This is a genomic window from Microbulbifer sp. MKSA007 (assembly GCA_032615215.1).
In the GTDB taxonomy this organism is placed as follows: Bacteria; Pseudomonadota; Gammaproteobacteria; order Pseudomonadales; family Cellvibrionaceae; genus Microbulbifer.
Genome location: CP128433.1, coordinates 3,778,597 through 3,800,732, shown reverse-complemented (window position 1 = coordinate 3,800,732; position 22,136 = coordinate 3,778,597). Strand labels below are relative to the sequence as shown.

The 22,136-nt window shown below is 52.0% G+C and carries 26 protein-coding genes and 1 pseudogene; 21 read left to right on the top strand and 6 right to left on the bottom strand.

All coding sequences use genetic code 11. From position 1 onward, the window contains the following. Positions 1-9: 9 nt before the first annotated feature. The 7 genes from QT397_19725 to QT397_19695 all read left to right on the top strand — a co-directional run bounded on the left by QT397_19725 (position 10) and on the right by QT397_19695 (position 5,476). Positions 10-492, top strand: a complete 483-nt coding sequence (locus QT397_19725) for a YajQ family cyclic di-GMP-binding protein (GenBank protein WNZ55081.1) — start codon at positions 10-12, stop codon at positions 490-492. Between the two features lie 11 nt (positions 493-503). Continuing rightward, the gene (locus QT397_19720) at positions 504-1,448 is read left to right on the top strand and encodes an SdiA-regulated domain-containing protein (GenBank protein ID WNZ55080.1); all 945 of its coding nucleotides are present in this window, start codon (positions 504-506) and stop codon (positions 1,446-1,448) included. A 246-nt stretch (positions 1,449-1,694) separates the two neighbouring features. Next, positions 1,695-2,633, top strand: a complete 939-nt coding sequence (locus QT397_19715) for a hypothetical protein (GenBank protein ID WNZ55079.1) — start codon at positions 1,695-1,697, stop codon at positions 2,631-2,633. 64 nt (positions 2,634-2,697) lie between these two features. Further along, positions 2,698-3,633, top strand: coding sequence for a hypothetical protein (locus QT397_19710; protein WNZ55078.1), 936 nt, complete (start codon positions 2,698-2,700; stop codon positions 3,631-3,633). 13 nt (positions 3,634-3,646) lie between these two features. After that, positions 3,647-4,237, top strand: a complete 591-nt coding sequence (locus tag QT397_19705; protein WNZ55077.1) for a uracil-DNA glycosylase family protein — start codon at positions 3,647-3,649, stop codon at positions 4,235-4,237. A gap of 2 nt (positions 4,238-4,239) precedes the next feature. Continuing rightward, positions 4,240-4,962, top strand: coding sequence for a uracil-DNA glycosylase (ung, locus tag QT397_19700; protein ID WNZ55076.1), 723 nt, complete (start codon positions 4,240-4,242; stop codon positions 4,960-4,962). Between the two features lie 274 nt (positions 4,963-5,236). Next, the gene (locus tag QT397_19695) at positions 5,237-5,476 is read left to right on the top strand and encodes a DUF1059 domain-containing protein (protein ID WNZ55075.1); all 240 of its coding nucleotides are present in this window, start codon (positions 5,237-5,239) and stop codon (positions 5,474-5,476) included. A gap of 157 nt (positions 5,477-5,633) precedes the next feature. Here QT397_19695 and QT397_19690 read toward each other — a convergent pair whose 3' ends face one another. From QT397_19690 to QT397_19680, 3 genes are all read right to left on the bottom strand, one after another. Next, positions 5,634-6,179 (bottom strand): hypothetical protein, encoded by a 546-nt coding sequence (locus tag QT397_19690; protein WNZ55074.1) that lies wholly within the window; start codon positions 6,177-6,179, stop codon positions 5,634-5,636. A 186-nt stretch (positions 6,180-6,365) separates the two neighbouring features. Further along, complete coding sequence (locus QT397_19685) at positions 6,366-6,917, bottom strand: hypothetical protein (GenBank protein ID WNZ55073.1); 552 nt, start codon at positions 6,915-6,917, stop codon at positions 6,366-6,368. A gap of 196 nt (positions 6,918-7,113) precedes the next feature. After that, positions 7,114-8,154, bottom strand: a complete 1,041-nt coding sequence (locus QT397_19680; protein WNZ55072.1) for a folate-binding protein — start codon at positions 8,152-8,154, stop codon at positions 7,114-7,116. Positions 8,155-8,266: 112 nt separating this feature from the next. On the opposite strand from QT397_19680, the gene QT397_19675 reads away from it, so the two are divergent. Then, complete coding sequence (locus QT397_19675; protein ID WNZ55071.1) at positions 8,267-8,512, top strand: succinate dehydrogenase assembly factor 2; 246 nt, start codon at positions 8,267-8,269, stop codon at positions 8,510-8,512. Next, entirely contained in the window at positions 8,487-8,939 is a 453-nt protein-coding gene (locus tag QT397_19670; protein WNZ55070.1) for a hypothetical protein, read from the top strand. The genes QT397_19675 and QT397_19670 overlap by 26 nt, the downstream gene beginning before the upstream one ends. Positions 8,940-8,985: 46 nt before the next feature. Here the strand turns inward: QT397_19670 and nadB are convergent, their stop codons facing one another. Then, positions 8,986-10,314, bottom strand: a complete 1,329-nt coding sequence (nadB, locus tag QT397_19665; protein ID WNZ58568.1) for an L-aspartate oxidase — start codon at positions 10,312-10,314, stop codon at positions 8,986-8,988. Further along, a pseudogene (locus tag QT397_19660) lies at positions 10,311-10,592 on the bottom strand (FAD-dependent oxidoreductase). Before QT397_19660 ends, nadB begins: the two are co-directional and overlap by 4 nt. Positions 10,593-10,770: 178 nt before the next feature. Here QT397_19660 and rpoE point away from each other — a divergent pair. The 6 genes from rpoE to ycjG all read left to right on the top strand — a co-directional run bounded on the left by rpoE (position 10,771) and on the right by ycjG (position 14,924). Continuing rightward, positions 10,771-11,385, top strand: coding sequence for an RNA polymerase sigma factor RpoE (gene rpoE / locus QT397_19655; protein WNZ55069.1), 615 nt, complete (start codon positions 10,771-10,773; stop codon positions 11,383-11,385). Positions 11,386-11,503: 118 nt separating this feature from the next. After that, positions 11,504-11,926, top strand: a complete 423-nt coding sequence (locus QT397_19650; GenBank protein ID WNZ55068.1) for a sigma-E factor negative regulatory protein — start codon at positions 11,504-11,506, stop codon at positions 11,924-11,926. 16 nt (positions 11,927-11,942) lie between these two features. Further along, the gene (locus QT397_19645) at positions 11,943-12,206 is read left to right on the top strand and encodes a hypothetical protein (protein ID WNZ55067.1); all 264 of its coding nucleotides are present in this window, start codon (positions 11,943-11,945) and stop codon (positions 12,204-12,206) included. 1 nt (position 12,207) lies between these two features. Then, positions 12,208-13,431 (top strand): MucB/RseB C-terminal domain-containing protein, encoded by a 1,224-nt coding sequence (locus tag QT397_19640; GenBank protein WNZ55066.1) that lies wholly within the window; start codon positions 12,208-12,210, stop codon positions 13,429-13,431. Between the two features lie 12 nt (positions 13,432-13,443). After that, a complete protein-coding gene (locus QT397_19635; protein WNZ55065.1) occupies positions 13,444-13,893 on the top strand; it encodes a SoxR reducing system RseC family protein in 450 nt (149 codons plus the stop codon). A gap of 83 nt (positions 13,894-13,976) precedes the next feature. After that, the gene (ycjG, locus tag QT397_19630; GenBank protein WNZ55064.1) at positions 13,977-14,924 is read left to right on the top strand and encodes an L-Ala-D/L-Glu epimerase; all 948 of its coding nucleotides are present in this window, start codon (positions 13,977-13,979) and stop codon (positions 14,922-14,924) included. Positions 14,925-14,937: 13 nt separating this feature from the next. On the opposite strand, the gene mpaA is transcribed toward ycjG, so the two are convergent. After that, entirely contained in the window at positions 14,938-15,615 is a 678-nt protein-coding gene (gene mpaA, locus QT397_19625) for a murein tripeptide amidase MpaA (GenBank protein ID WNZ55063.1), read from the bottom strand. A 171-nt stretch (positions 15,616-15,786) separates the two neighbouring features. On the opposite strand from mpaA, the gene QT397_19620 reads away from it, so the two are divergent. From QT397_19620 to era, 6 genes are all read left to right on the top strand, one after another. Beyond that, on the top strand, positions 15,787-17,181 hold the full coding sequence (locus QT397_19620) for a Do family serine endopeptidase (protein WNZ55062.1): 1,395 nt from the start codon (positions 15,787-15,789) through the stop codon (positions 17,179-17,181). 134 nt (positions 17,182-17,315) lie between these two features. Then, positions 17,316-19,121 (top strand): translation elongation factor 4, encoded by a 1,806-nt coding sequence (lepA, locus tag QT397_19615; GenBank protein WNZ55061.1) that lies wholly within the window; start codon positions 17,316-17,318, stop codon positions 19,119-19,121. A gap of 50 nt (positions 19,122-19,171) precedes the next feature. Then, positions 19,172-19,939 carry a signal peptidase I gene (gene lepB, locus QT397_19610; GenBank protein WNZ55060.1) on the top strand — a complete coding sequence of 256 codons (768 nt, stop codon included), beginning with the start codon at positions 19,172-19,174 and terminating at the stop codon, positions 19,937-19,939. A gap of 53 nt (positions 19,940-19,992) precedes the next feature. After that, positions 19,993-20,433 carry a DUF4845 domain-containing protein gene (locus QT397_19605; GenBank protein WNZ55059.1) on the top strand — a complete coding sequence of 147 codons (441 nt, stop codon included), beginning with the start codon at positions 19,993-19,995 and terminating at the stop codon, positions 20,431-20,433. Then, positions 20,426-21,106 carry a ribonuclease III gene (gene rnc / locus QT397_19600; GenBank protein ID WNZ55058.1) on the top strand — a complete coding sequence of 227 codons (681 nt, stop codon included), beginning with the start codon at positions 20,426-20,428 and terminating at the stop codon, positions 21,104-21,106. Before QT397_19605 ends, rnc begins: the two co-directional genes overlap by 8 nt. A 123-nt stretch (positions 21,107-21,229) precedes the next feature. Continuing rightward, entirely contained in the window at positions 21,230-22,129 is a 900-nt protein-coding gene (gene era, locus QT397_19595) for a GTPase Era (GenBank protein WNZ55057.1), read from the top strand. Positions 22,130-22,136: the final 7 nt, after the last annotated feature.

The window sequence follows — 22,136 nt, the reverse complement described above, 5'->3', positions numbered from 1 at the left end:
GACAACTTAATGCCTTCTTTTGACATTGTATCTGAAGTGGATAAGCATCAACTCACCAACGCTGTGGATCAGGTGAATCGTACTATTACCAACCGCTTTGACTTTAAAGGTGTGGATGCGGAAGTGGAGATGAGTGAGTTCTCCCTGGTAGTTCGCGCTGAAGTGGACATGCAGGTAGACCAGATGGTGGATATGCTGCGCGGCGCACTGATCAAATGCGATATCGATCCACTGGCGATGGATGTAGGTGATAAAGAGCAATCCGGCAAGCAGGTCAAATTGGACGTGACCCTGAAAAATGGCCTTGACAAAGAACTGTCAAAAAAGATTGTTAAGCTGATCAAAGATGAAAAGCTCAAGGTGCAGGCTGCCATTCAGGGTGAGCAGGTGCGTGTTACTGGCAAGAAGCGCGATGACTTGCAGCAGGTGATCGCCTTGTTACGCGGTAAAGAGCTGGAACAGCCATTGCAGTTTAATAACTTCCGCGATTAATTGGTTTTGCAGTGATCAAGCGTACTCTCTTCAGTGTTCTATCCGTGCTGTTGTCGCCATTGGCGATAGCCGCAGAAATTACCCCGGCTAGGTTGCTGGCCAGCTATTGGGTTGATAGTAGTGCAGGCCTGGATATTTCCGGCTTAAGTTTCTGTTCTGGAAGTCTGCTGGCAGTCTCCGATAAGAATTCTGAAGAGATCTACACGCTTGAATTTAGCGATGGCAGTGCCGACCTGGTATCACATCTTCGCTTAAGCGGCCTTGGGATACCGGAGCAGGATGAGCCTGTCAGCGCTTGGGAAGGCTTCAAGGAGTTGTTCCGCCCGGCAGGAGATCTGGACTTTGAAGGTGTTACCTGTAGCGATGGCCAGGTCTATCTGGTCAGTGAGCATTACAACCGAATTGCCATCGTAGATATCGAGGGAAATGCACGCTGGCAGGAGCATAGCTGGTCGGCATTAGCCAGGTCCCAGGGGTTTCTAAAGAAGACCAATGCTTCCAGCGAGGGGTTGGTGAAAGCCGACGATACTTTCTGGGTGGCCATGGAGCGCGAACCCCGTGGTTTGTTGAGGCTTAATGCAGATGGCGAGGCCAGCACACTGACCCTGCCTCAAGTAGATGGCCTGGACTTTGCTGGCCGTTCAGAGGACTTGGCGGGATTGAATTACCACGACGGCGCACTCTTTACCTTGGAGCGCAACGCCCACGCCGTGTGCCGCAGGGCACTTCCTAGCCTGGAAGCCGAGTGGTGCCTGGATTATCGCGCCCTTGAAGAATCTCCCGAGCGGGTTTATGAAGAAACCCGCTATGGAAAGGGCGAGGGGCTGGCAGTCGGAGAGCAGGGTATTTTCGTTATCCTCGACAACAATAATGTCGGCCGTGCCCTGGCGGCTGACGACAAGCGCGCGCTGTTGTTGCATCTGGCAATGCCAGATGAGGCCAGTAGGCAGCAATAATTGACTCTGTCTGGCGCCGTACTTTCCGAGAGTCGGCGCTAATCCCATCCCTTTAGTTCTCTCCCGTTCAACAATTCCCTCCATTTTTAAAATATCTTCTAGTCACTAGCGCTAAAATTGTTTAGAGCAATTGGGGTAACTATGCTGTGTACCAATAGCTATTGGGACCTTACAGCTTGGTAGTGTCCGTTGGCCGCAGGGAATCTCCCGGTTCTTAAATCACTTTGGCGATAAATTGGAAGGATCGTGATTAAGCGTATTTTTTTAACTATCGTATGTGCGCTCTTATCATCTATGGGGCTGGCAGCTGAAATTATTCCCGCAAAAAAAATAGCTCATTACTGGGTGGATGATAGTGCCGGGTTAAGTATATCTGGATTGAGTTTTTGCGATGGAAAAATGGTTACGGTGTCGGATAAGCAATCCAGGGAGATCTACCAGATAGTGTTAGGAGACAGGAGTGCAACCCTGGAGCCCTATATCAAGCTGGCTGGGCTCCGGGTTCCGAAAAAAGATAGGCCGACCAATTTATGGCATTTCCTACTGGATCTTACTCGCCCAGCCGCAGCGATGGATTTTGAAGCCATCACCTGTGCCGATGATAAATTCTATTTGTTGAGTGAACGTTACAACCGCATAGCCGAAATAAATATGGAGGGAAAGGGGCATTGGTTAGAAAATATGTGGTCGGCCACGGCTAAAGCCCAAGGCTATATGCACGGGTATAATCTCTCCGGTGTAGGGCTACAGAAGGTGGGCGATGACTTTTGGATGGCTATAGAGCGGGATCCCCGTGCCCTGGTAAAACTCGGCCCCAAGGGAAGTGTACAGATTTTTACACCGCCGCCAGTAAAAGGGCTGGATTTTCGTGATGAGTCGGAAAATATGGCAGGCCTCTATTACTATGATGGGGCTTTGTGGACCCTGGAACCTAATGCCTATGCAGTTTGCCGCAGGGAATTACCCGGCTTGAAAGCTGAGTGGTGCCTGGATTACTGGGAACATGAAAACTCCTCTGAACTCGGCTACGAGGTATCGCGGACCGGTGGCAAGGGAGATGGTTTGGCTATTGGAGAGCGGGGCGTTTTTATTGTGTTTGACAATGATAATATCAGCCGTATTCACGACCCTCAGGATCGCAGAGCACTCTTATTACATCTGGCTCTACCAGATCAATCTGACTAAATACCAATAGAGGCTTTCTATTATTGGGGTTCGAATAGTTGGGTTGTGTTTAATGGGGAATGTAATGGTCAAGACAGTTTTCCTCGCAATTAATTTCATATTTTTAGCTTCTGTGGGAATGGCTGCTGAGATTTTTTTGGCTAAAGATATTGCTGATTACTGGATAGATAATAGCTCTGGTGTAGGTCTATCTGGTTTGAGTTTTTGTGGCCAATTAATAACGATATCTCCTAAAGAATCGGAAAAAATATATAGAATCAATTTGCACGGTCAGAGTGCGATATTAGAAAAATACCTGAAAGTTAGCGGCCTGCCTTCGCCCAAAAGGGGAGTAGCTGATAATATTTCTCACTTTGTTATGGATTTATTGCAGCCTAAATCCGCAATGCGTTTTGGTGGAATATGTTGTAGAGACGACGGTACATTTTTATTGAGTGAACGTCACAATCGAATAGCAGAAGTGGACACAGATGGGAGTTCACGCTGGATTAATAACAAGTGGTCATCAGCAATAGAACACCTGGGTTATTCGCTGGGATTCAACAATGGCGGGGAGGGAATAGTTGAGGTTGGCGATGACTTGTGGGTAGCTTTAGAGCGGGACCCCAGGGGATTGTTAAAGGTGGGAAATAAAGGAGAGTTTCAAGTTTTCTCTTTGCCTTCTGTAGTGGGGTTGGATTTTGGAGACCACCCGGAGAATCTGAGAGGACTTGATTATCATGACGGCGCTCTTTTTACTCTTGAAAGCAACGCATATGCGGTATGCAGAAGAACTCTGCCGAGCTTGCAAGCTGAATGGTGCTTGGTTTACCGTGAGATTGAGGAGTCTCCAGAGTACGCCTATGAAGTGTCGCGGTTGGGGGGAATGGGGTCTGGAGTTGCTGTAAATAACCAGGGGGTATTTGTGGTTTTCAATAACAATAATATCAGTCGTGCCCGTGATCCCCAGGATCGCCGCGCGCGGTTGTTACATTTGGCTTTCCCCGACGGTAAACAATAGGGGCGTAAAATAGGTGGTAGTTGAGAAGTTACCGGCACTGCTAGAGGAAATACGGGCTTGTCGCCTCTGTGAAGAACAGCTTCCTCTGGGGCCGAACCCAGTCTTGAGGGCCGCAGTATCTGCAGGCTTACTGATCGTCGGCCAAGCCCCGGGCACCAAGGTCCACTCGACCAGTATCCCCTGGAATGACCCCTCAGGAGATCGCCTGCGAGATTGGTTGGCGATTGATAGGAACACCTTTTACGACGAGTCCCAGATTGCCATTATTCCCATGGGCTTCTGTTACCCTGGGCGCGGCAAGGGCGGTGACCTGCCGCCGCGACCCGAGTGTGCCGCCACCTGGCATCAGCGCCTAATGGCACAATTACCCAACTTGCAACTGTCGCTGTTGGTGGGACAATACGCCCAGCGCCATTACCTCCCGCACTGGTATGGCAGTATTACCGAGAATGTTCGACATTACCGCGATGCACTGCCAGCGGGATACTTTCCCTTGCCGCATCCAAGCCCGCGCAACACCCTGTGGTTGCGTCGCAGGCCCTGGTTTGAGGAGGAAGTTGTGCCCGAGTTACAACACTATGTTAAAAAGATATTGAAGGTTTAAGAATGCCGGTTCCGGACAAAATAAAGATCCACCCCTCTTGGTACGATGTTTTGGGCGGGGAGTTTGACCAACCCTACATGGCCCAATTGCGTCAGTTTTTAAAGGGGGAGAAGGCTGCCGGTAAGAAGATCTACCCAGCCGGTGGCCAGATCTTTAATGCCTTTAACTCCACACCTTTTGATCAGGTAAAAGTCGTTATCCTGGGTCAGGACCCATACCATGGCGTTGGCCAAGCCCATGGCCTGTGCTTTTCTGTGATGCCCGGAGTACGCATTCCTCCATCGCTGCAAAATATTTATAAAGAGTTGCACTCCGATATGGGTATTCCCCCTGCACACCACGGTTGCCTGCAACCTTGGGCAGAGCAGGGCGTGCTTTTGCTAAATGCCACCCTTACTGTTGAGGACAGCAAGGCCGGCGCCCACCAAGGGCAGGGTTGGGAGCAATTTACGGATGCGGCGATTCACAAGCTAGCGGAACAGCGCGAAGGGTTAGTCTTTGTTCTTTGGGGGAGCTATGCCCAAAAGAAGGGAGGCTTTATCGACCGCAATAAGCATTTAGTGTTGCGTGCTCCACATCCTTCCCCTCTATCTGCGCACCGGGGGTTCTTTGGTACCCGTCCTTTTTCCCAGGCAAATCACTGGTTGCAACAGCGTGGAGAAAAGCCTATTGAATGGGCTTTGCCAGAGGCGGGTCAATTGAAGCGGATTGCTGTGGAGATTTAGTGGCTTGACCCGGATAGGTATTATCTATCCGGGTTTGTATTTATCCAGAGCGCCAAAAATTCTATTCCTGTTATCCTTCTCTTGGCTTCCAGATAAAAAATCCTTCTATTTTTTTTAGTGGTTATATGTGTCAACTCTCTGCTTCGGCAGTGTTTTGTGATGGGGGTCTTTAGAGACTTGAAAGCCAATCAGAGCTATTATCTATTTTTGGCTCTTTTGAAGTTATTTATCTGTCAGATAAAATATAACTTATGAAATCTAAGGTGATATTGCTATGAAAATGATGACTTGTAAGGAGTTGGGAGGTGCCTGCGATGTGGAGTTTCACGGGGATAGTTTTGAAGAGGTGGCGGAACTCAGTAAGATGCATGGAATCGAGATGTATCGTAAAAATGATGCCCAGCACTTACTGGCTATGAAGAAAATGCAGGAACTGATGAAAGATCCTGAATCGATGAAGAAGTGGTACGAGTCAAAAAAAGAAGAGTTTTCAGCTCTCCCGGATTGTAAATAGAGAAGATTAGTATTTATAGGTAAAAATCATTTGAGCGTAAAAAATGGCGCTAAAATCGTGTTGGAATTGACTGTAGATATAAAGCTTGAGTAAATCAGAAAGTATTTCCAGTTGAGTGGTGATATATTAATTGCTCAATAATCTTCTCTGTTTTGGATTAGCGGCCCTTCACAGGGTGTTTATTTTTGGTTTCAACGGCCTTCCAAAGAGGTCGCATTAACAACCGGGCAAACGCAAAGCCGACAAAAAACAAGTTACAGATATAGGCTAAAAAATAAGGGCCAAACTCTCTTTCGAAAAATATGCCAGTAGCGTTGAGGGTGCTGACGATAACTACCGATGAAGCGATACTGAAAAGCCCATAGTAGGTAACTTTCATTACAATAGACACAAATTTGAAGTGTCTTTTTTTCCACAGATAGACAATAAAGCCTGTGGTGGCTATTCCCATCAAGGAGCTGCTTGTAGACCAAACATAGCCAGCATCAATACGGAAGTTCAAAAGCGCCAAAGAAAAGGCGGCGAGCAGTGCGCTGAATAGGCTGATATAGACAATCATGGCCAGAGACACCACATGGCCCCTAGAGATACTCTCTATTCTCCTTGATTGAAATGTGGCAACCATTGCCGCAAATCCTGCCAGCACTATGGATATTTCAATAATGACAAGCAATTGATCGATTTGTACCGACAGTTTTTCCATCTTCCGCTATTGTCCCAAGCAGAAAGGTTAAATAGGAAAGTTGATAACAGTATATGAGTGAAATGGAGAGCTGGTAAGTTGTTTCCCGTCTCACAATTAGCTTTATTTTAGCCCGCTTGCTATATGGTTAATAATTGTTGTTAGGTGTAGGTGTCCAATGGTTGGCGCCACATTTTTAGCTGAAAATCAGCCGGACGCCACCGTTTTCTCTTTGCCGGTTCGGCCTAGTTCATTTTCTCTAACAGCTACCCATAATGGGCGCATAAGCAGTCTTGAAAATGCATAACCGACGACAAATAGGTTGCAAACAAAGGATAAAAAATACGGCCCATACTCCCTGTTGAAAATGACCCCTAGCGCATTCATGATATTGATAATAACGACTGAGCCGGCAATTCCAAAAAGAAGGAAATAGGTAACCTTGGCAACAATTGAAACAGATTTGAGTCGCTTCTTTATCCATAGGTAGCCGATAGAAAACGACGTAGCCACACTCATGGCAAAACTGCTTACTGACCACAGGGTGCGATCAGCGAGATCAAAATTGGATAGAGTCAGGGTGAAGGCTGCCAGTAATGCGTTGATCAAACTGATATAAATAATCATTGCGAGGGATACAATTCTTCCTTTGCCAAGATTTCTGCCTTTTCTGGGTTGGAGTGTGCCAACTATTGCAGCAAAGCCTGCCAGAATAATGCAGCATTCAAGAACGACAATTAGTTGGTCTAACTCTTTCAATATTGCCTCCCTCTACTGCTTTATTTAGCTGAAATTTTGAAGCCCAGGGAAATATCCATAAATATAGTAGCGGTAGTAAGCTGCGTTTTGATTGGTGCAAACCTTTTTACTTTCCAGAGGTTTTTTCTGGTTGTTAAATCATAAACAAAAAAGGCGACTAAAAAGCCGCCTTTTTGATTAAAAGTACTTTTCCGGTTTAGGCTAGCGGATCGGCGTCTGCATCGTAGGGAAGTTCTCCGATATCCAAAGTGCGGCCATCTTTCAGGTGTAAGGTTTCACCTGCGGCCACTTTGGCGATGGTGAGTACGGCGAGTAGCTGAACGCCTTCTTTGCTATGGCAGGCTTCCACCAGATTGCCAATGCTTTGCTTTCCATCTCCAAATATCTCCATGCCCGATTCAGGGAGATCCCCCGAAGCGCAGCTTGCCCGGTAAAGGCGACGCTTGGCGGCGCCGCGGAATTGCATACGGGCAATTACTTCCTGGCCGGTATAGCAGCCTTTTTTAAAGCTCACGCCACCGAGCAGGTGCAGGTTGGTCATCTGCGGGATAAACATCTCTGTAGTGGCGACGTCCAGCTGGGGGATGCCGGCTTCAATTTGGCGCATTTGCCAACAGTCATAGCCGGTAGCTTCACACTCTGGTGATAGCTTTTGCCACAGTTGCTGGACCTTGCTGGTGGGTACCAGGATGGCTAGTTGCAGGTCGGTAATACATTGGGCAATGCAGCGCTCTCCTTCCAAGTCAAATAGCTTCACCTCGCCGACAGAGGGTTGCTCGAAGCCCAGCAGTTTGGAGGTGCGCTCTGCCACATCGCGCCCCTGCAGGCCTAACCAGTGGGTTTCATCACTGATGTCGTGCAGCTCTGTTTTGAAAAAGACGGCGTACTTGGCCAGCGCTTGCTGGGCGATGGGGGCCAAATCCTTTGGCAACCGGAAGATGAACTCACTTTGCGAAAGTTTCAGTGCACTAAAAGCACTGATCATACGCCCCTTAGGATTGCAGTGAGCTCCCAGGGTGCTGTGTTCATCGGGAAGGTTGATCAAGTCACAGGTGAGCTGCCCCTGTAAGAACTTCTGGCTGTCGGGTCCGGTAATGGAAATAGCTCCGATTGGGCCCAGGTCCAGCAGGTGCAAACTCTGAGGGTCTTCGCGACTAGTGAGAGGGAAGTGAGCTTTGCTGCCCTCCCAAATGGCGCCCTCGTTGCTGAGAAAATCCTGCCACTGTTGCTGATCCATAATCCTGCCACCTGCATTTGTATTCGGGGCATAATTTGGGGGTCCTTCGCGCCCTTTTCAAGTTTGGTGGGGCAGGGGGTATACTGCGCTTTTTATCTGGTTGGAAAGAAGTATGGATCGCAACCGCCTGTTTTGGGCCAGTCGCCGTGGCATGTTGGAATTGGATCTGGTTTTGCTGCCGTTTCTGGATAATGTTTACGAGACCCTGGAGCCAGAGGATCAGCAGCGCTATATCCGCCTGCTTGATGAGCAGGATCAGGATCTGTTCGCCTGGTTCTTGCGTCGAGAAGACCCGGCTGACCCGGACTTGAAGCGTATAGTGCAAATCATCCGTGACAACACCGGACTCCAGGAATAGCTCGACACCCCCGCTTTATGAGCGCAGCGCCCGCTTAAGTTGCGTCGTTGCGCCTTCCTTTCTTTTGCATTTGCTCCTTTTGCTGATCACCTTCCTGGCGATCTTACTGGTCTGGTTGTGTAACCTGCCTTTAGTGTTATCAGGGCTGGCGAGCCTTTTTGTTATGGTTTACGCCGGGATAGAGTGGCGCCGGGTGAAAACTGTGAGCGGCCATTTATCGACCCGTGAGCGAAGGTGGTTTTGGCACCCTGATGGCGCAGATCGTCGCGAATTCCAGTTTGTAAATGAGCTGGTGTTGTGGTCTTGGTTGGTGGTGATAAATGGTCGGGACAGGGCTGGGCGCCGGCTCCGTTTGGTGTTGGCCAAGGATATGCTGGCGCCGCAGGATTGGCGCAGGCTACAAGTGGCACTGCGCTATTCCCGCTAGTTAGCTGGGTTGCCGTGGCGGGCCCAGTTGGCTAAAAATTGGTCGGTTAAATAAATTGGCGTTGGCCGGCAAAGTTCTCTGGCACCAAAATCGTGTCCATAGCAAGTTCACGTAGTTGGGGGTAGTCGAGGGAGTAGTGCAGCCCCCGGCTCTCGCGGCGATCCAGGGCCGAACGAATAATCAATTCCGATACCAGGGAGAGATTGCGCAGTTCAACCAGGTCGCTGCTGATGCGGTAATTGGCGTAGAACTCGCGAATTTCTTTCTGCAGCAACGTTACTCGGTGTTGTGCGCGCAAGAGTCGCTTGCGGGTGCGCACAATGCCTACGTAGTCCCACATAAACCGGCGCAGCTCATCCCAGTTATGGGAAATCACTACATCTTCATCGGAATCGGTGACTCGCGATGCATCCCAGTCTGGAGATGGGCGGGGCGCCTGTACCATACCCAGGTGCTCATCGATATGCAGGGCTGCTGAGCGAGCGTAAACCAGACACTCTAACAGCGAGTTGCTGGCAAGGCGGTTGGCGCCGTGTAAGCCGGTAAATGTCGTTTCGCCAATGGCGTAGAGCTGGTCCAGATCTGTGCGCCCATGGCGATCGACCATAATGCCTCCACAGGTATAGTGAGCTGCAGGCACCACTGGAATAGGCTCTCGGGTGATATCAATGCCATATCGAAGGCAATTGTTATAAACCGTTGGGAAGTGATCGCGGACAAACTGTGGATCTTTGTGGGAAATGTCCAGATAGAGGCAATCTGCCCCCAGCCGTTTCATCTCGTGGTCGATAGCGCGGGCGACGATATCCCGTGGCGCCAACTCTCCTCGCTTGTCGAAGCGGTCCATAAACCGGCTGCCGTCGGGAAGCTTGAGTACAGCGCCTTCACCGCGCAAAGCCTCTGTCACCAGCAGGGCTTTGGCCTTGGGATGGTAAAGGCAAGTGGGGTGAAATTGATTGAACTCCATATTGGCCACGCGGCACCCGGCGCGCCAAGCCATTGCGATTCCATCGCCGCTGGCACCGTCCGGGTTACTGGTATAAAGGTAGGCCTTGCTGGCCCCCCCGGTGGCCAGGACGACGGCTTTAGCCTGGATCAGCTCGACCTCATCGTTGCTCTTGTTGAGTACATAGGCGCCGGCACAGCGAAATCGGCCTTTATCTGGATCCGGCTGGCGGATTAGATCGATGGCAACGTGGTGTTCGAAACAGTCGATATTGGGGCTGTTTAGCACCTTGGTGATCAGGGTGCTGTGTACCGCTTGGCCGGTGGCATCGGCGCTATGAATAATGCGCCTGTGACTGTGCCCCCCTCTTTGGTGAGGTGGTAACCCTGTTCCTCGCGGGTGAAGTCCACACCCTGATCGATTAACCAGCTGATCGCGGCAGTGCTCTCCTCTACGGTAAAGCGCACTGAAGCGGGGTGGCAGAGTCCTGCACCCGCGTCTAATGTGTCTGCAATATGCGACTCAACCGAATCCATCTCATCCAGCACTGCAGCGATGCCTCCCTGGGCGAACCAGGTGGAGCCATCTTGCAATCTCTGTTTGGAGAGCAGGGCCACGCGATACTGGGAGGCGAGATGCAGGGCCAGTGTAAGGCCTGCTGCACCGCTTCCAATTACGAGAACGTCGTAGTTTGCCTGGGCATTCATAGATTTCAATTATGTTTAAGGGTCGCGTAGTATAGCGCCTCCTGATTATTCGTCGATTTGACGTGGAACTTATGTCCTATTGTCATTGTCATCAACACAGTAAAAGAAACGCCTGCGCCGGTGGCCCCGCAGTCAAATTTTGTGGCGCCCGCAGTGTGGCTGGATATGGGAGTTGGGGATGACAGCGCATCAGGCGTCAACGAGTGACCGTGAGCTGGTAGAACGGGTACAAAAAGGGGACAAACGCGCTTTTGACCTTCTTGTACTCAAGTACCAGCACAAAATTGTTGCTGTAGTGAGTCGGTTCATTAAGGACCACAGTGAAGTACAGGATGTAACCCAAGAAGCTTTTATTAAGGCTTATCGTGCTCTTGCCAATTTTCGCGGCGAGAGTGCTTTTTACACCTGGATGTATCGGATTGCGATTAATACCGCCAAGAATCACCTGGTTTCCCGCAGTCGTCGGCCGCCATCTTCCGATGTTGAACTGGAAGATGCTGAGTTTTACTCGGGTGCTGACCTGCTGCGTGACAACGAGACACCTGAAAGTCAGATGTTTCGCGACCAGCTGGAAGCGGCGGTGCATCGCGCTATTCGCGCACTGCCAGAGGATCTGCGCTCAGCGGTAACGCTGAGAGAGCTTGAGGGACTGAGCTACGAGGAAATCGCCGAGGTTATGGGATGCCCGGTGGGAACTGTGCGCTCTAGAATATTTCGCGCACGGGAGGCGATAGACCGGACAGTCCAGGCCGTGATGGCCGGCGAGCCGGAAACACTGGGTGACAGGGGTTAAAATTGCGGAAAATTTTCCCAGTCGGGGAAACCAACCGCTCAGACTCCGGTCATAACATGTAACCAAATATGGTGCTTGTGGGCACCGAATAAATGATTGCACAAGAGGGTTAACCCCTATGTCCCACGGGAATCATCAGGAACGTCTTAACGAGTCGCTCTCGGCGCTCATGGATGGCGAAGTCAGCGAACTGGAGCTGCAACGGCTTCTGAAGGCCAGCGCGGCCTCTGAAGAGTTCGGTGAGCGCTGGTCGCGTTACCAACTTGCGGCGAGTGTTATGCGCCGCGAACAGGTCGCGCCGGTCGACATCGGCCTTGCAGCGAGTATTTCTGCCGCCATCGATGAGGAAGAGCCTCTGTCGCAAAACGGCAATGGGGGATCTGCGGTTGCTGGCAATTTGGTCAACAATCGCTGGTGGCGTCCGCTGTCCCGTGGTGCTGTTGCTGCGACGGTGGCTTTTGCTGCCATTTTGGGTGTGCAGCAAATGACAGATTCTCCGCAGAACACCATCCAGGGGGAGCCAGCCAGTAGCATCGGTTGAGCGTGAAGCCCAACCAGTGGTTCAGTCTGCTCCGCAGCCTTCCGGTTTTTATGTGCCCGCTCCCTCTACGCGCTCTGTGAGCACTGCGGCTCCCCGCTTTGTACCCGAGCAGCGCACAGGTGTTGTGGGGCAGGCTGTAATACAGCAGGCACCAACCCCCGAGTTGATGCGCCACCTGAATCGCGTAATGATTCAGCACTCAGAACAAGCCGCTCATGTGGGCAGTCAGGGCATGGTGCCTTTTGCTCGCGCCACTTACGGCGAACAAGTTGGAATGTAGTGTGACGAAAGTCGAAACCAGGGGGCGCCGAATCCTCAGTGGGATTCTCAAGGCCAACGGTCTACTGTTGGCCTCCTCGTTATTGGCACCCATGTCATTTGCCCAGGTTGACGCTGGCGTAGAGCCCAGTGCCCCCACCACTATCAATCTCGATATGAGTACTGCTCCCGCAGCAGCCCCGGCTGTTGTGGAAGTTGCTATGACGGACGGGGGCTCGGGAGAGGTGGAAAGTCCCGCTGCGGTACCGGCCGTTCCAGCAACTGCAACTCCAGAAAGTGCTGTTGGCGGCGTGCCGGCGCAAGAGACGGTGACATCTGGCGTAGTTAACCTCAACCCTGCAGCGCAGAGCGGCATGGTAAGCCCGGGTGTGGTGAGTAATAACGAGGTTGAGCATTGGCTAGCCAAGTTGGCAAAGGCAGTAACTGAACTTGAATACAGTGGTCTGGTGACCTTTGAGCATGCGGGCCTCCTGGAGACTTTGCAGGTTGTTCACGCGGTTCGAGAAGGTGAGCAGGTAGAGCGCGTGCGCTACCTCAGTGGTGAGCCTAGAGAGTTGATCAGCCACGGCAGTGCCGGAAATTGCGATGTCAGTGCTTCGCCAAGAAATCGTGCTACAGCATGGAGCTCGGCGGGCCAACAACAGGCTCAGCGCGCCTACCAATTTATCTTGCGGGGTGAGGAGCGAATCGCGGATCGCGATGCTGTTGTGATTGAGGCGCGACCGAGGGATCGCTATCGCCTGGGCTTGGTAGTGAGTCTCGATAAACAGACTGGGCTGCCGTTGAAGACCATGCTGGTTAGCACTCAGGGCCGCGTACTGGAGCGTTACCAGTTTGTACAACTGGATCTCTCCCCTGTAGAGGATGCCGCACTACAGGCGGTCTCCAATAATGCCCGGCGCATCGATAATCGGAATGAGTGTACGGCTTCACAGAGCCGCTGGCAGGTGGGCTGGTTGCCCGACGGTTTCCGGGTAGTGTCCGTCAAGCCCTTATCTGATGGCGATATGATGGTGTTTAGCGACGGGCTGGGAGTGTTTTCTGTATTTGTCCAGCGCCTCGGTCCAGAACTTGAGGGCTTTAAAGGTCGCGCAATTCGCGGAGCCACAACAGCCTATATGGACCGTCTGGAAATTGAAGGCGTTGCTTACACTGTAACAGTGGTGGGTGAAATCCCCGAAACTACAGCGCGCCGTGTCGCCAGCTCAATTACCGCAAAGAGCTAAGTGAGTATATAGGTGCTTCAAGAGCGTGGCCGGGTGGTGGCCATAGAGGCCGATGCTATCTGGGTGGAGACCACCCAGAGTAGCGCCTGTAATGGCTGTTCTACCAAGTCCAGCTGTGGGACCGGATTGCTGGGCGATCTGTTTTCTTCTTCGACCCGCGTTAAAGTAGCTCTCAACGGTTTTTCCGTAGATAAAATCCACCTCGATGATGTGGCGGTAATTGGTATTACCGAGAATGCCCTGACCAGTAGTGCCTTGCTGGTTTACCTCGTCCCCTTGATGTCCCTGGTGCTAGTTGCACTGATTGGGGATTCGCTCTTCGCTGAACCCGGCGCTGTAATCGGGGCCTTGATCGGTCTGGTCTTAGGTGCTTTGGGAGTTCGCTGGTACAGTAGGTCCCAGTCGCAAAACCCCACCTACACCCCTGTACTTCTGCAGATTGAGCCCTCCCAAATGAAATAGTCCGTCGCCTCCGCCTTCGCCAGCTAGCCCTCGTCTCCCTGACCTAAACTGAGAGTTCCTTTTATTGCCTGGAGGCTCTGCCAATGAGGGCTCGCTGTTTTGATGAGCGCTGGCCTCTACGTACTGCATTTGTCATCTCTCGTGGCGCGCGCACTGAGGCTCAGGTTGTGGTGGTGGAGCTTAGTGATGGTGAAGTCTCTGGCGTCGGTGAGTGCACGCCTTATGCTCGTTATGGAGAAAGTGCTGCCTCTGTTTTGCACCAGCTGCAGCCGATGCTCAAAGAGGTGAGCGATGGGTTGACCCGAGAGCAATTACAGCTGCGTATGCCTGCCGGAGCGGCGCGAAATGCATTGGATTGTGCGCTGGCAGACTGGGAGGCTAGAAAAGCGGGGCGTCTATATCCGGCTCCGGATTTTCTCCCTACCGTACAGACATTAGTTGTTGATAGTCCCGAGGCAATGGCAAGTGCTGCGAAAATTGCTGTGACTGCGGGAGCTGATGTTCTCAAGTTGAAACTTGATGACCAACATGTGCAAGAAAGGGTGTCGGCAGTACGCTCAGCAGCACCGGATGCCAGGTTGGTGATTGATGCCAATGAGGCATGGCGAAAAGAGACCTTGTTGCAGAGATGTCATGATTTAAGCAAGTTGGGGGTGGCGATGCTTGAGCAGCCACTTCCAGCGAGTGAAGATGAATTTTTGGAGAGCTTTGAACACCCGCTGACGATTTGTGCGGACGAGAGTTGCCATACTCGGGAGGATCTGCCGAAGTTGCTTAAACGCTATGAGATGGTCAATATCAAGTTGGACAAAACTGGCGGGATTACCGAGGCCCTGGCACTGGCAGATGAAGCGACTGATCTCGGCCTGGAAATTATGCTGGGATGTATGCTGTGTACCTCTCGGGCTATCCGCGCAGCCTGGCCCTTGGGAAGTCGAGCTAGCTTTCTGGACCTGGATGGGCCCACCTGGCTGGCCAGCGATGTGGAGCCCCCTCTGCGTTTCAAGGCGGGTAGAGTTTATTGGTCGTAAGTCAGCAGATCGATTAGCGCTTGCAGATAGTCTTCACTTGCCGCATCAGCTGATATTGGGGGAATTCAAGGGTAATACAGGGCAGTGTTTGCTCGGCACACCAGGTGCCGAATGATCCTGGGGTCTGGTAACCCACATCCCCAACCAGAGGCAGCTTGAAATCACTGGCAAGCTGCATGCCCAGAGGGCTGTTGCTGGGGTCCTCGACACAGGCAAGGGGCTCGTGAATGGAAACGGTCCAGGTCGGTCCCAGCTTTGCAAGCAGCTGGCAAAGTGCAGAGGTCTCGGGTTCAGAGGCGGCGCTATCACCTGTACTTAACCTAACATCGCGTTTTTCCGCAGCACTGTTCCACCGGTAGACATTGCCACTGCCATCCCAATTTGCAGTGGCAAAGTTGCGGTTGAGATCTACGCCGCGCGCGTTGGCCCTGGTGCCCAGCTGGCAGCCATCCGGATTGACAGCGAGGATTACGTGATGTCTCAATGAATTGGTGGCGAGGGCTCGCAACGCGCAGGATAGAGCGACGACTGCGGCGACTTCATCTCCGTGGGTGCCGGCCATTATGAGGCCGTGGTGGGTGCCGGTTTGCGCGGGAAAATAGAGTAGGGGGGCGCCCAAAACACTTTGGCCGTAGAGCTCGGTGGGCAGGTGAAACTGACCGCGTTCTGGGCGCGGGCGCATTTCGGACATCGTTAACTCTTTACACAGTTTTACAGTCTGTTGTAGAACTTTGGTGACTAGATCGCCACTAAGTCGTTACTGAGAGTCCCTAAGGGGCTGGACAAGCCAAGGCTCGCCCTTGAAAGGACTCGAAAATCCAATGGTTTCATATTAGAAGGGATCACTAGGGGTAACAAACCTATGGTTAAACGTTGTACACAATATCTACTGGTTCTTTGTCTGTTGGTTTCCGGGGCTGCCAGTGCCCGCGGACTGCCCGAACTTACGGAGTTGATCGAAGATAACTCTCCGGCAGTCGTCAAAATCAACACGGTTGATCGCAACCGCACTAGTCGCAGTAGCCAGCCGCAGCTTCAACAGGAAATTCCCGATATCTTCCGCCACCTTTTCGAGCCGCGCCAGCGCCAGCAGCGCCCGGTAGCGAGTATGGGGTCCGGCTTTATCATCTCTGAAGACGGTTATATCGTAACCAATAATCACGTGGTCGATGGTGCGGACCAGGTAACCGTTACATTGACTGATCGTCGCGAATACGAGGCGCAGGTTATCGGCAAGGATGTGCGCTCCGACCTGGCCCTGTTAAAGATCGACGCGGAAGACCTGTCGTCAGTACGCTGGGGGGATTCCGAAGAACTACAGGTGGGAGAATGGGTTGTCGCTATTGGCTCTCCCTTCGGCTTGGACTACTCCGCAAGCGCCGGGATCGTAAGTGCGATGGGGCGCAGTATCCCCAATGAGAGCCGCGAGAATTACGTTCCTTTTATCCAGACAGATGTTGCAATTAACCCCGGAAATTCCGGAGGCCCGCTTTTTAACCTGGATGGCGAAGTAGTGGGTATCAACTCTCAGATCTATACCCGCAGTGGCGGATCTATCGGGCTCTCCTTCGCTATTCCCGCAAGCCTTGCCCAGGATGTGGTTGCCCAGTTAAAAGAAAAAGGGCGGGTGGATCGCGGGTGGCTCGGAGTGGGAATCAGTAATGTCGACCGCAATATGGCGGAAGCCATGGGTCTTGGTAAGCCTGCCGGCGCCCTGATCGATCAGGTAAGCCCTGGGTCGCCCGCAGCTCAAGCGGGAATTATGCCCGGTGATATCATTTTGCGATTCCATGGTCAGAAGATAGGGGTTTTTGGCGACCTGCCTCACGTTGTAGGGCAGATTCGACCGGGTACACAGGCCCAGGTGGAGTTGATCCGCAATCGTAAACCCGAGCGTCTGAGTGTTACTGTCGGCACCCTACCAGGTTCTGAAGATGAAGCGAGGCAAGTGGCAGCCAATCCCAGCTCTGGAGTGGGTGGGCGCCTGGGAGTCGTGGTTGAGGAAATTCCCGATATCCTGAAGCAGCGCTGGAATGTGGAAACTGGGGTGCTGGTGAAACAAGTGATTCCAGGCAAGCCTGGTGCCAAAGCAGGTTTGCGCAGTGGCGATATCATCGCGCAACTTGGTTTTGAAGAAGTTGGCGACATTAGTGACTACAAAACTGTCGTCAAGGATCTGCCGGAGGATGAGCTATTGCCGATTCGCTTCTTCCGCGCCGGGCAGTCCACTTTCCGTACAATTAAGATCGAAAGCTAGCCGCTTTCCAGCGATTGGTGGCCCATTGGGCCACCTAGCTCTCACCTCTGTCCATGAGTTCTGTTAGACTTGCGCCACACAGTTGGCACTATAGCCAGCTAATCATTTGATTTTGCAAGGGTTTTTATTCCGCAGTGGCCACAGATCTCTCTCATATCCGCAATTTCTCCATTATTGCCCATATCGACCACGGGAAATCTACCCTGGCTGACCGCTTTATCCAGGACTGTGGTGGCCTCTCCGATCGGGAGATGGCTGAACAGGTGCTGGACAGCATGGAGCTCGAGCGCGAGCGTGGGATTACCATCAAGGCGCAGAGTGTGACGCTCGACTATGAAGCGCGCGATGGTAAGACCTATCAGCTGAACTTTATTGATACCCCCGGACACGTGGATTTCTCCTATGAGGTGTCCCGTTCTCTGGCAGCTTGTGAAGGCGCGCTACTGGTGGTAGATGCCGCCCAGGGCGTTGAGGCCCAGTCGGTTGCCAACTGCTATACAGCCATTGAACAGGGGTTGGAAGTTATCCCTGTCTTGAACAAGATGGACTTGCCCCAGGCAGACCCTGAAAAGGTTGCCGAAGAAATTGAAGATATTATCGGTATCGATGCCGCCGAAGCGACTCGTTGCAGTGCTAAGTCTGGCCTCGGTGTTGAGGATGTACTGGAAGATCTGGTGCGTTCGGTACCACCGCCGGAAGGCGATGTCGATGCTCCTCTACAGGCGCTGATTATCGACTCATGGTTTGACAGCTACCTGGGCGTTGTTTCCTTGGTGCGTGTTGTCCAGGGCACCCTGAAAACCAAAGAAAAGATTGTCACCAAATCTATCGGTCGTGCCCATGTTGTGGACAGCGTGGGAATCTTTACACCCAAGCGCCACGAAACCGGTGTACTTCGCGCAGGTGAAGTGGGCTTTGTGGTGGCAGGGATCAAGGATATTCATGGCGCTCCTGTGGGCGATACACTGACCCATGCTAAGGGCGCCGATGATATTGATATGCTGCCGGGCTTCCAGAAGGTTAAGCCCCAGGTTTATGCAGGCTTGTTCCCGGTTAGTTCAGATGATTATGAGGCTTTCCGGGATGCGCTGGAGAAGCTGTCGCTGAACGATGCCTCCCTGTTCTACGAGCCAGAAACATCTGATGCCCTGGGCTTTGGATTCCGTTGTGGCTTCCTCGGCATGCTGCATATGGAAATTATCCAGGAGCGCCTGGAGCGGGAATACGACCTGGATCTGATTACCACAGCGCCGACCGTGGTTTATGAAGTTGAACAGTCAGACGGTGAGATAGTGATGGTAGATAATCCATCGCGCTTACCCGATGTAGGCTCCATCGAAGAGATGAGGGAGCCGATTGCCGAGGTGAATATTCTTGTACCTCAGGAGTATCTGGGCAACGTCATCACTTTGTGTGTGGAAAAACGCGGTATTCAAAAGGACATGCAGTACGTAGGTTCACAAGTGTCCCTGCGCTATGAACTGCCGATGAGCGAAGTGGTTATGGACTTCTTCGACCGTCTCAAATCCGTAAGCCGCGGCTTTGCCTCTTTGGATTACAGCTTTGTCCGCTTTGAAGCTGCCAAGTTGGTGCGACTGGATATCCTGATTAATGGTGACCGGGTGGATGCTCTGGCGCTGATTGTCCACCGCGATAATGCGCAGCAGAAAGGCCGCGCAATGGCGGAAAAGATGAAAGAGCTGATTCCCCGTCAGATGTTTGATGTGGCGATCCAGGCGGCTATTGGTGGTCAGGTAGTTTCGAGAACCACGGTGAAGGCGCTGCGCAAAAACGTGACGGCCAAATGTTACGGTGGTGATGTTACTCGTAAGAAGAAACTGCTGGAGAAGCAGAAAGCGGGTAAGCGCAGAATGAAGCAGTTGGGCCGTGTTGAAGTGCCGCAGGAGGCATTCCTGGCGGTACTGAAGGTGGATCAGTAGGGCTTCGGCCCTACGCCACGACGAAAAATAAGGGATAGTAGAGAAAAGTAATGGATATAAATTTACCTCTGATTCTGCTGTGGTTGGTTGTGATTAGTGGCGGAATCTGGTTAGTTGACAGCCTGTTTTTCGCCCGTCAACGCAAGAAGAATGTCGGGGACCAGCAAGAAGATCCGATCGTTGTCGAGTACGCGAAGTCTTTCTTCCCGATTCTGGCGATCGTATTTGTTCTGCGCTCTTTTATTGTCGAGCCCTTCCAGATTCCTTCAGGTTCAATGATTCCAACATTGGAAGTCGGGGATTTTATTCTGGTCAACAAGTATGCCTATGGTGTGCGCTTGCCAGTGTCCCGAACCAAGGTAATGGATGTGGGTGAGCCCAAGCGCGGCGATGTCATGGTGTTCTTTCCGCCCCACAATAACGATACCTACTACATCAAGCGGGTGATTGGATTACCCGGTGACAAGATAGAACTGAAGAACAATGTGCTCTATGTCAACGGTGAGATGGCTCGCCAAGAACTGATCCGGGCTATCCCGCCGAGTAATCCGCAAACAGAAGTCATGTGGGAAGATCTCGATGGCTATCGCCATGAGATGCAGAAAAGTGTCCGTCCCCGGCAGTACAGTAACTTTAGTGGTGTAGTGCCGGAAGGGCATTATTTTATGATGGGCGATAACCGCGATAACAGCCTCGATAGCCGGGAGTGGGGCTTTGTCCCAGAGAAGGATATCGTCGGCAAAGCTTTCGCCATTTGGATGCACTGGGACAAGTTGCTCAGTTTGCCCAGCTTTAAGCGTGTAGGCTCAATCCAATAAAGAAACCAGCCGGGCGTTAGCCCGGTTATTTATAAAGGATAGAGGGCATAGTTATGGGTAGTAAACTCAACCTTTCACTGCAGCAGCAGCGCGGTATGAGCTACTGGGGTTGGCTGCTGATTATCGCGATGTTGGGATTTGCTTTGACCTGTGTGTCCAAGATGGCACCGGCCTACGTAGATGCTCGTTACGTTAACGAAGGGCTAAAAACCCTCGGTCAAAACCCAAACCTGGAAGATATGACCACGGGTCAGATTAAAAAAGAGCTGAGCCGTTTTTTCCTGGTAAACAATGTGCGCGGAGAGCCTACTAAATCTGTGCAGGTAGTTCGCGGCGCAAAGGGATCTGTGGTGAGCATCAACTACGAACTGCGCCAGCCACTGATATACAACGTGGATGTTGTGATGAAGTTTAATAAACAGCTCGACACTGCGAAGCCGGAGCTTTGCTGTGATGCGCTGATCGATCTGGAGCAATTCCGCAAACGTGACTGATCTTTTATTGGAACGCCTTTGCAAGCGCCTCGGCCATGATTTTGATCAGGCCGAGCTGCTTGAGTTGGCTCTTACTCACCGATCCCATGGGAGTCGTAATAATGAGCGCCTGGAGTTTCTCGGCGACTCGATACTCGGGTTCACTATCGGCGCGGCACTTTACGAGCAGTTCCCCAACGGGCGCGAGGGGCAGTTGAGCCGCTTGAGGGCACAATTGGTTAGCGGTGAAACCCTGGCAAAACTTGCCCGGGAGTTGGAAATTGGCGATTGCCTGCGCCTCGGTGAAGGTGAAATGAAGAGTGGCGGCTTTCGTCGGGCATCGATTCTGGCCGATGCGGTAGAGGCTCTTATTGGGGCCATCTATCTGGATGCCGGTTTGGAGGCTGCGCGCGCCCGGGTACTTGAGTGGTTTGCATTGCGCTTGCAGGGCCTATCATTAGAGACTGTGAAGGATCCCAAAACCCGCTTGCAGGAGTGGCTGCAGGCGCGTAAAAAACCTCTGCCGGAATATAAAGTCGTAGATGTCTCTGGCGCTGAACACGCCCAGCATTTTGTAGTGGAGTGCCGTGTCAGTGGCCTTACACAGCCCGTAAAAGGCGAAGCCAGCAGTCGCCGTAATGCTGAAAAGACTGCGGCGGTGGAAGCTTATAAGCTCCTCACCGGGCAGGACTAACCTTACAATAGAAACGACGCGCCGGATCCATTTCCCGCATCGTAATGACAGCCTCCTGTATCATTGGGGGCGCTTCTGGCTCCGGGGATTCCCGGAGACCTCCAACTCTTTCGGAGAAATTTCTTGAGCGAACAACCTTCTCGCTGTGGCTATGTCGCGATTGTCGGCCGCCCCAATGTGGGAAAATCCACACTGTTGAACCACCTGCTGGGGCAGAAACTCGCGATTACTTCGCGCAAGCCGCAGACCACCCGCCACAATATGCTCGGTATTAAAACCGAAGGTCCAAACCAGATTATTTTTGTCGATACTCCGGGTTTGCACTCCGATCAAGAAAAAGCGATTAACCGCTATATGAACCGAGCTGCCGCCAGTGCTGCGCGGGACGTGGATGTAGTGGTGTTTGTTGTAGAGCGCACTCGTTGGAGTGAGGCAGACCAGTTGGTGGCAGATAAGCTGCGCGGTATTAAATGCCCATTAATTATCGCCGTGAACAAGGTGGATCAGCTTGAGGATAAAGCTGATCTACTGCCCCAGCTACAAGCCCTGGCTGAGGAGCATCCAAAAGCTGAAATTGTTCCCATATCAGCCTTGCGCAACGTAAATCTGGATACTCTGGAAGAGGTTATTCTGAAGCACTTGCCTGAGGGGCAGCATTTCTTCCCCGAAGATCAAGTGACTGACCGCAGCTCGCGCTTTCTCGCAGCAGAAATTGTTCGCGAAAAGATTATGCGTCAATTGGGTGCCGAGGTTCCCTACCAAGTTACTGTGGAGGTAGAGGAGTTTGCCCAAGAGGGTAAGGTCTTGCATATCAGCGCTGCTATTTTGGTTGAGCGGGCAGGCCAAAAACGTATCATCATTGGAAATAAGGGCGAGCGAATCAAGCAGATTGGCAGCCAGGCTAGAGAAGATATGGAGCGCTTGTTTGATAGCAAGATAATGCTCAATTTGTGGGTGAAGGTGAAATCTGGCTGGTCTGATGATGAGCGGGCTCTGCGCAGTCTCGGTTATAGAGACGAGTAATCATCAG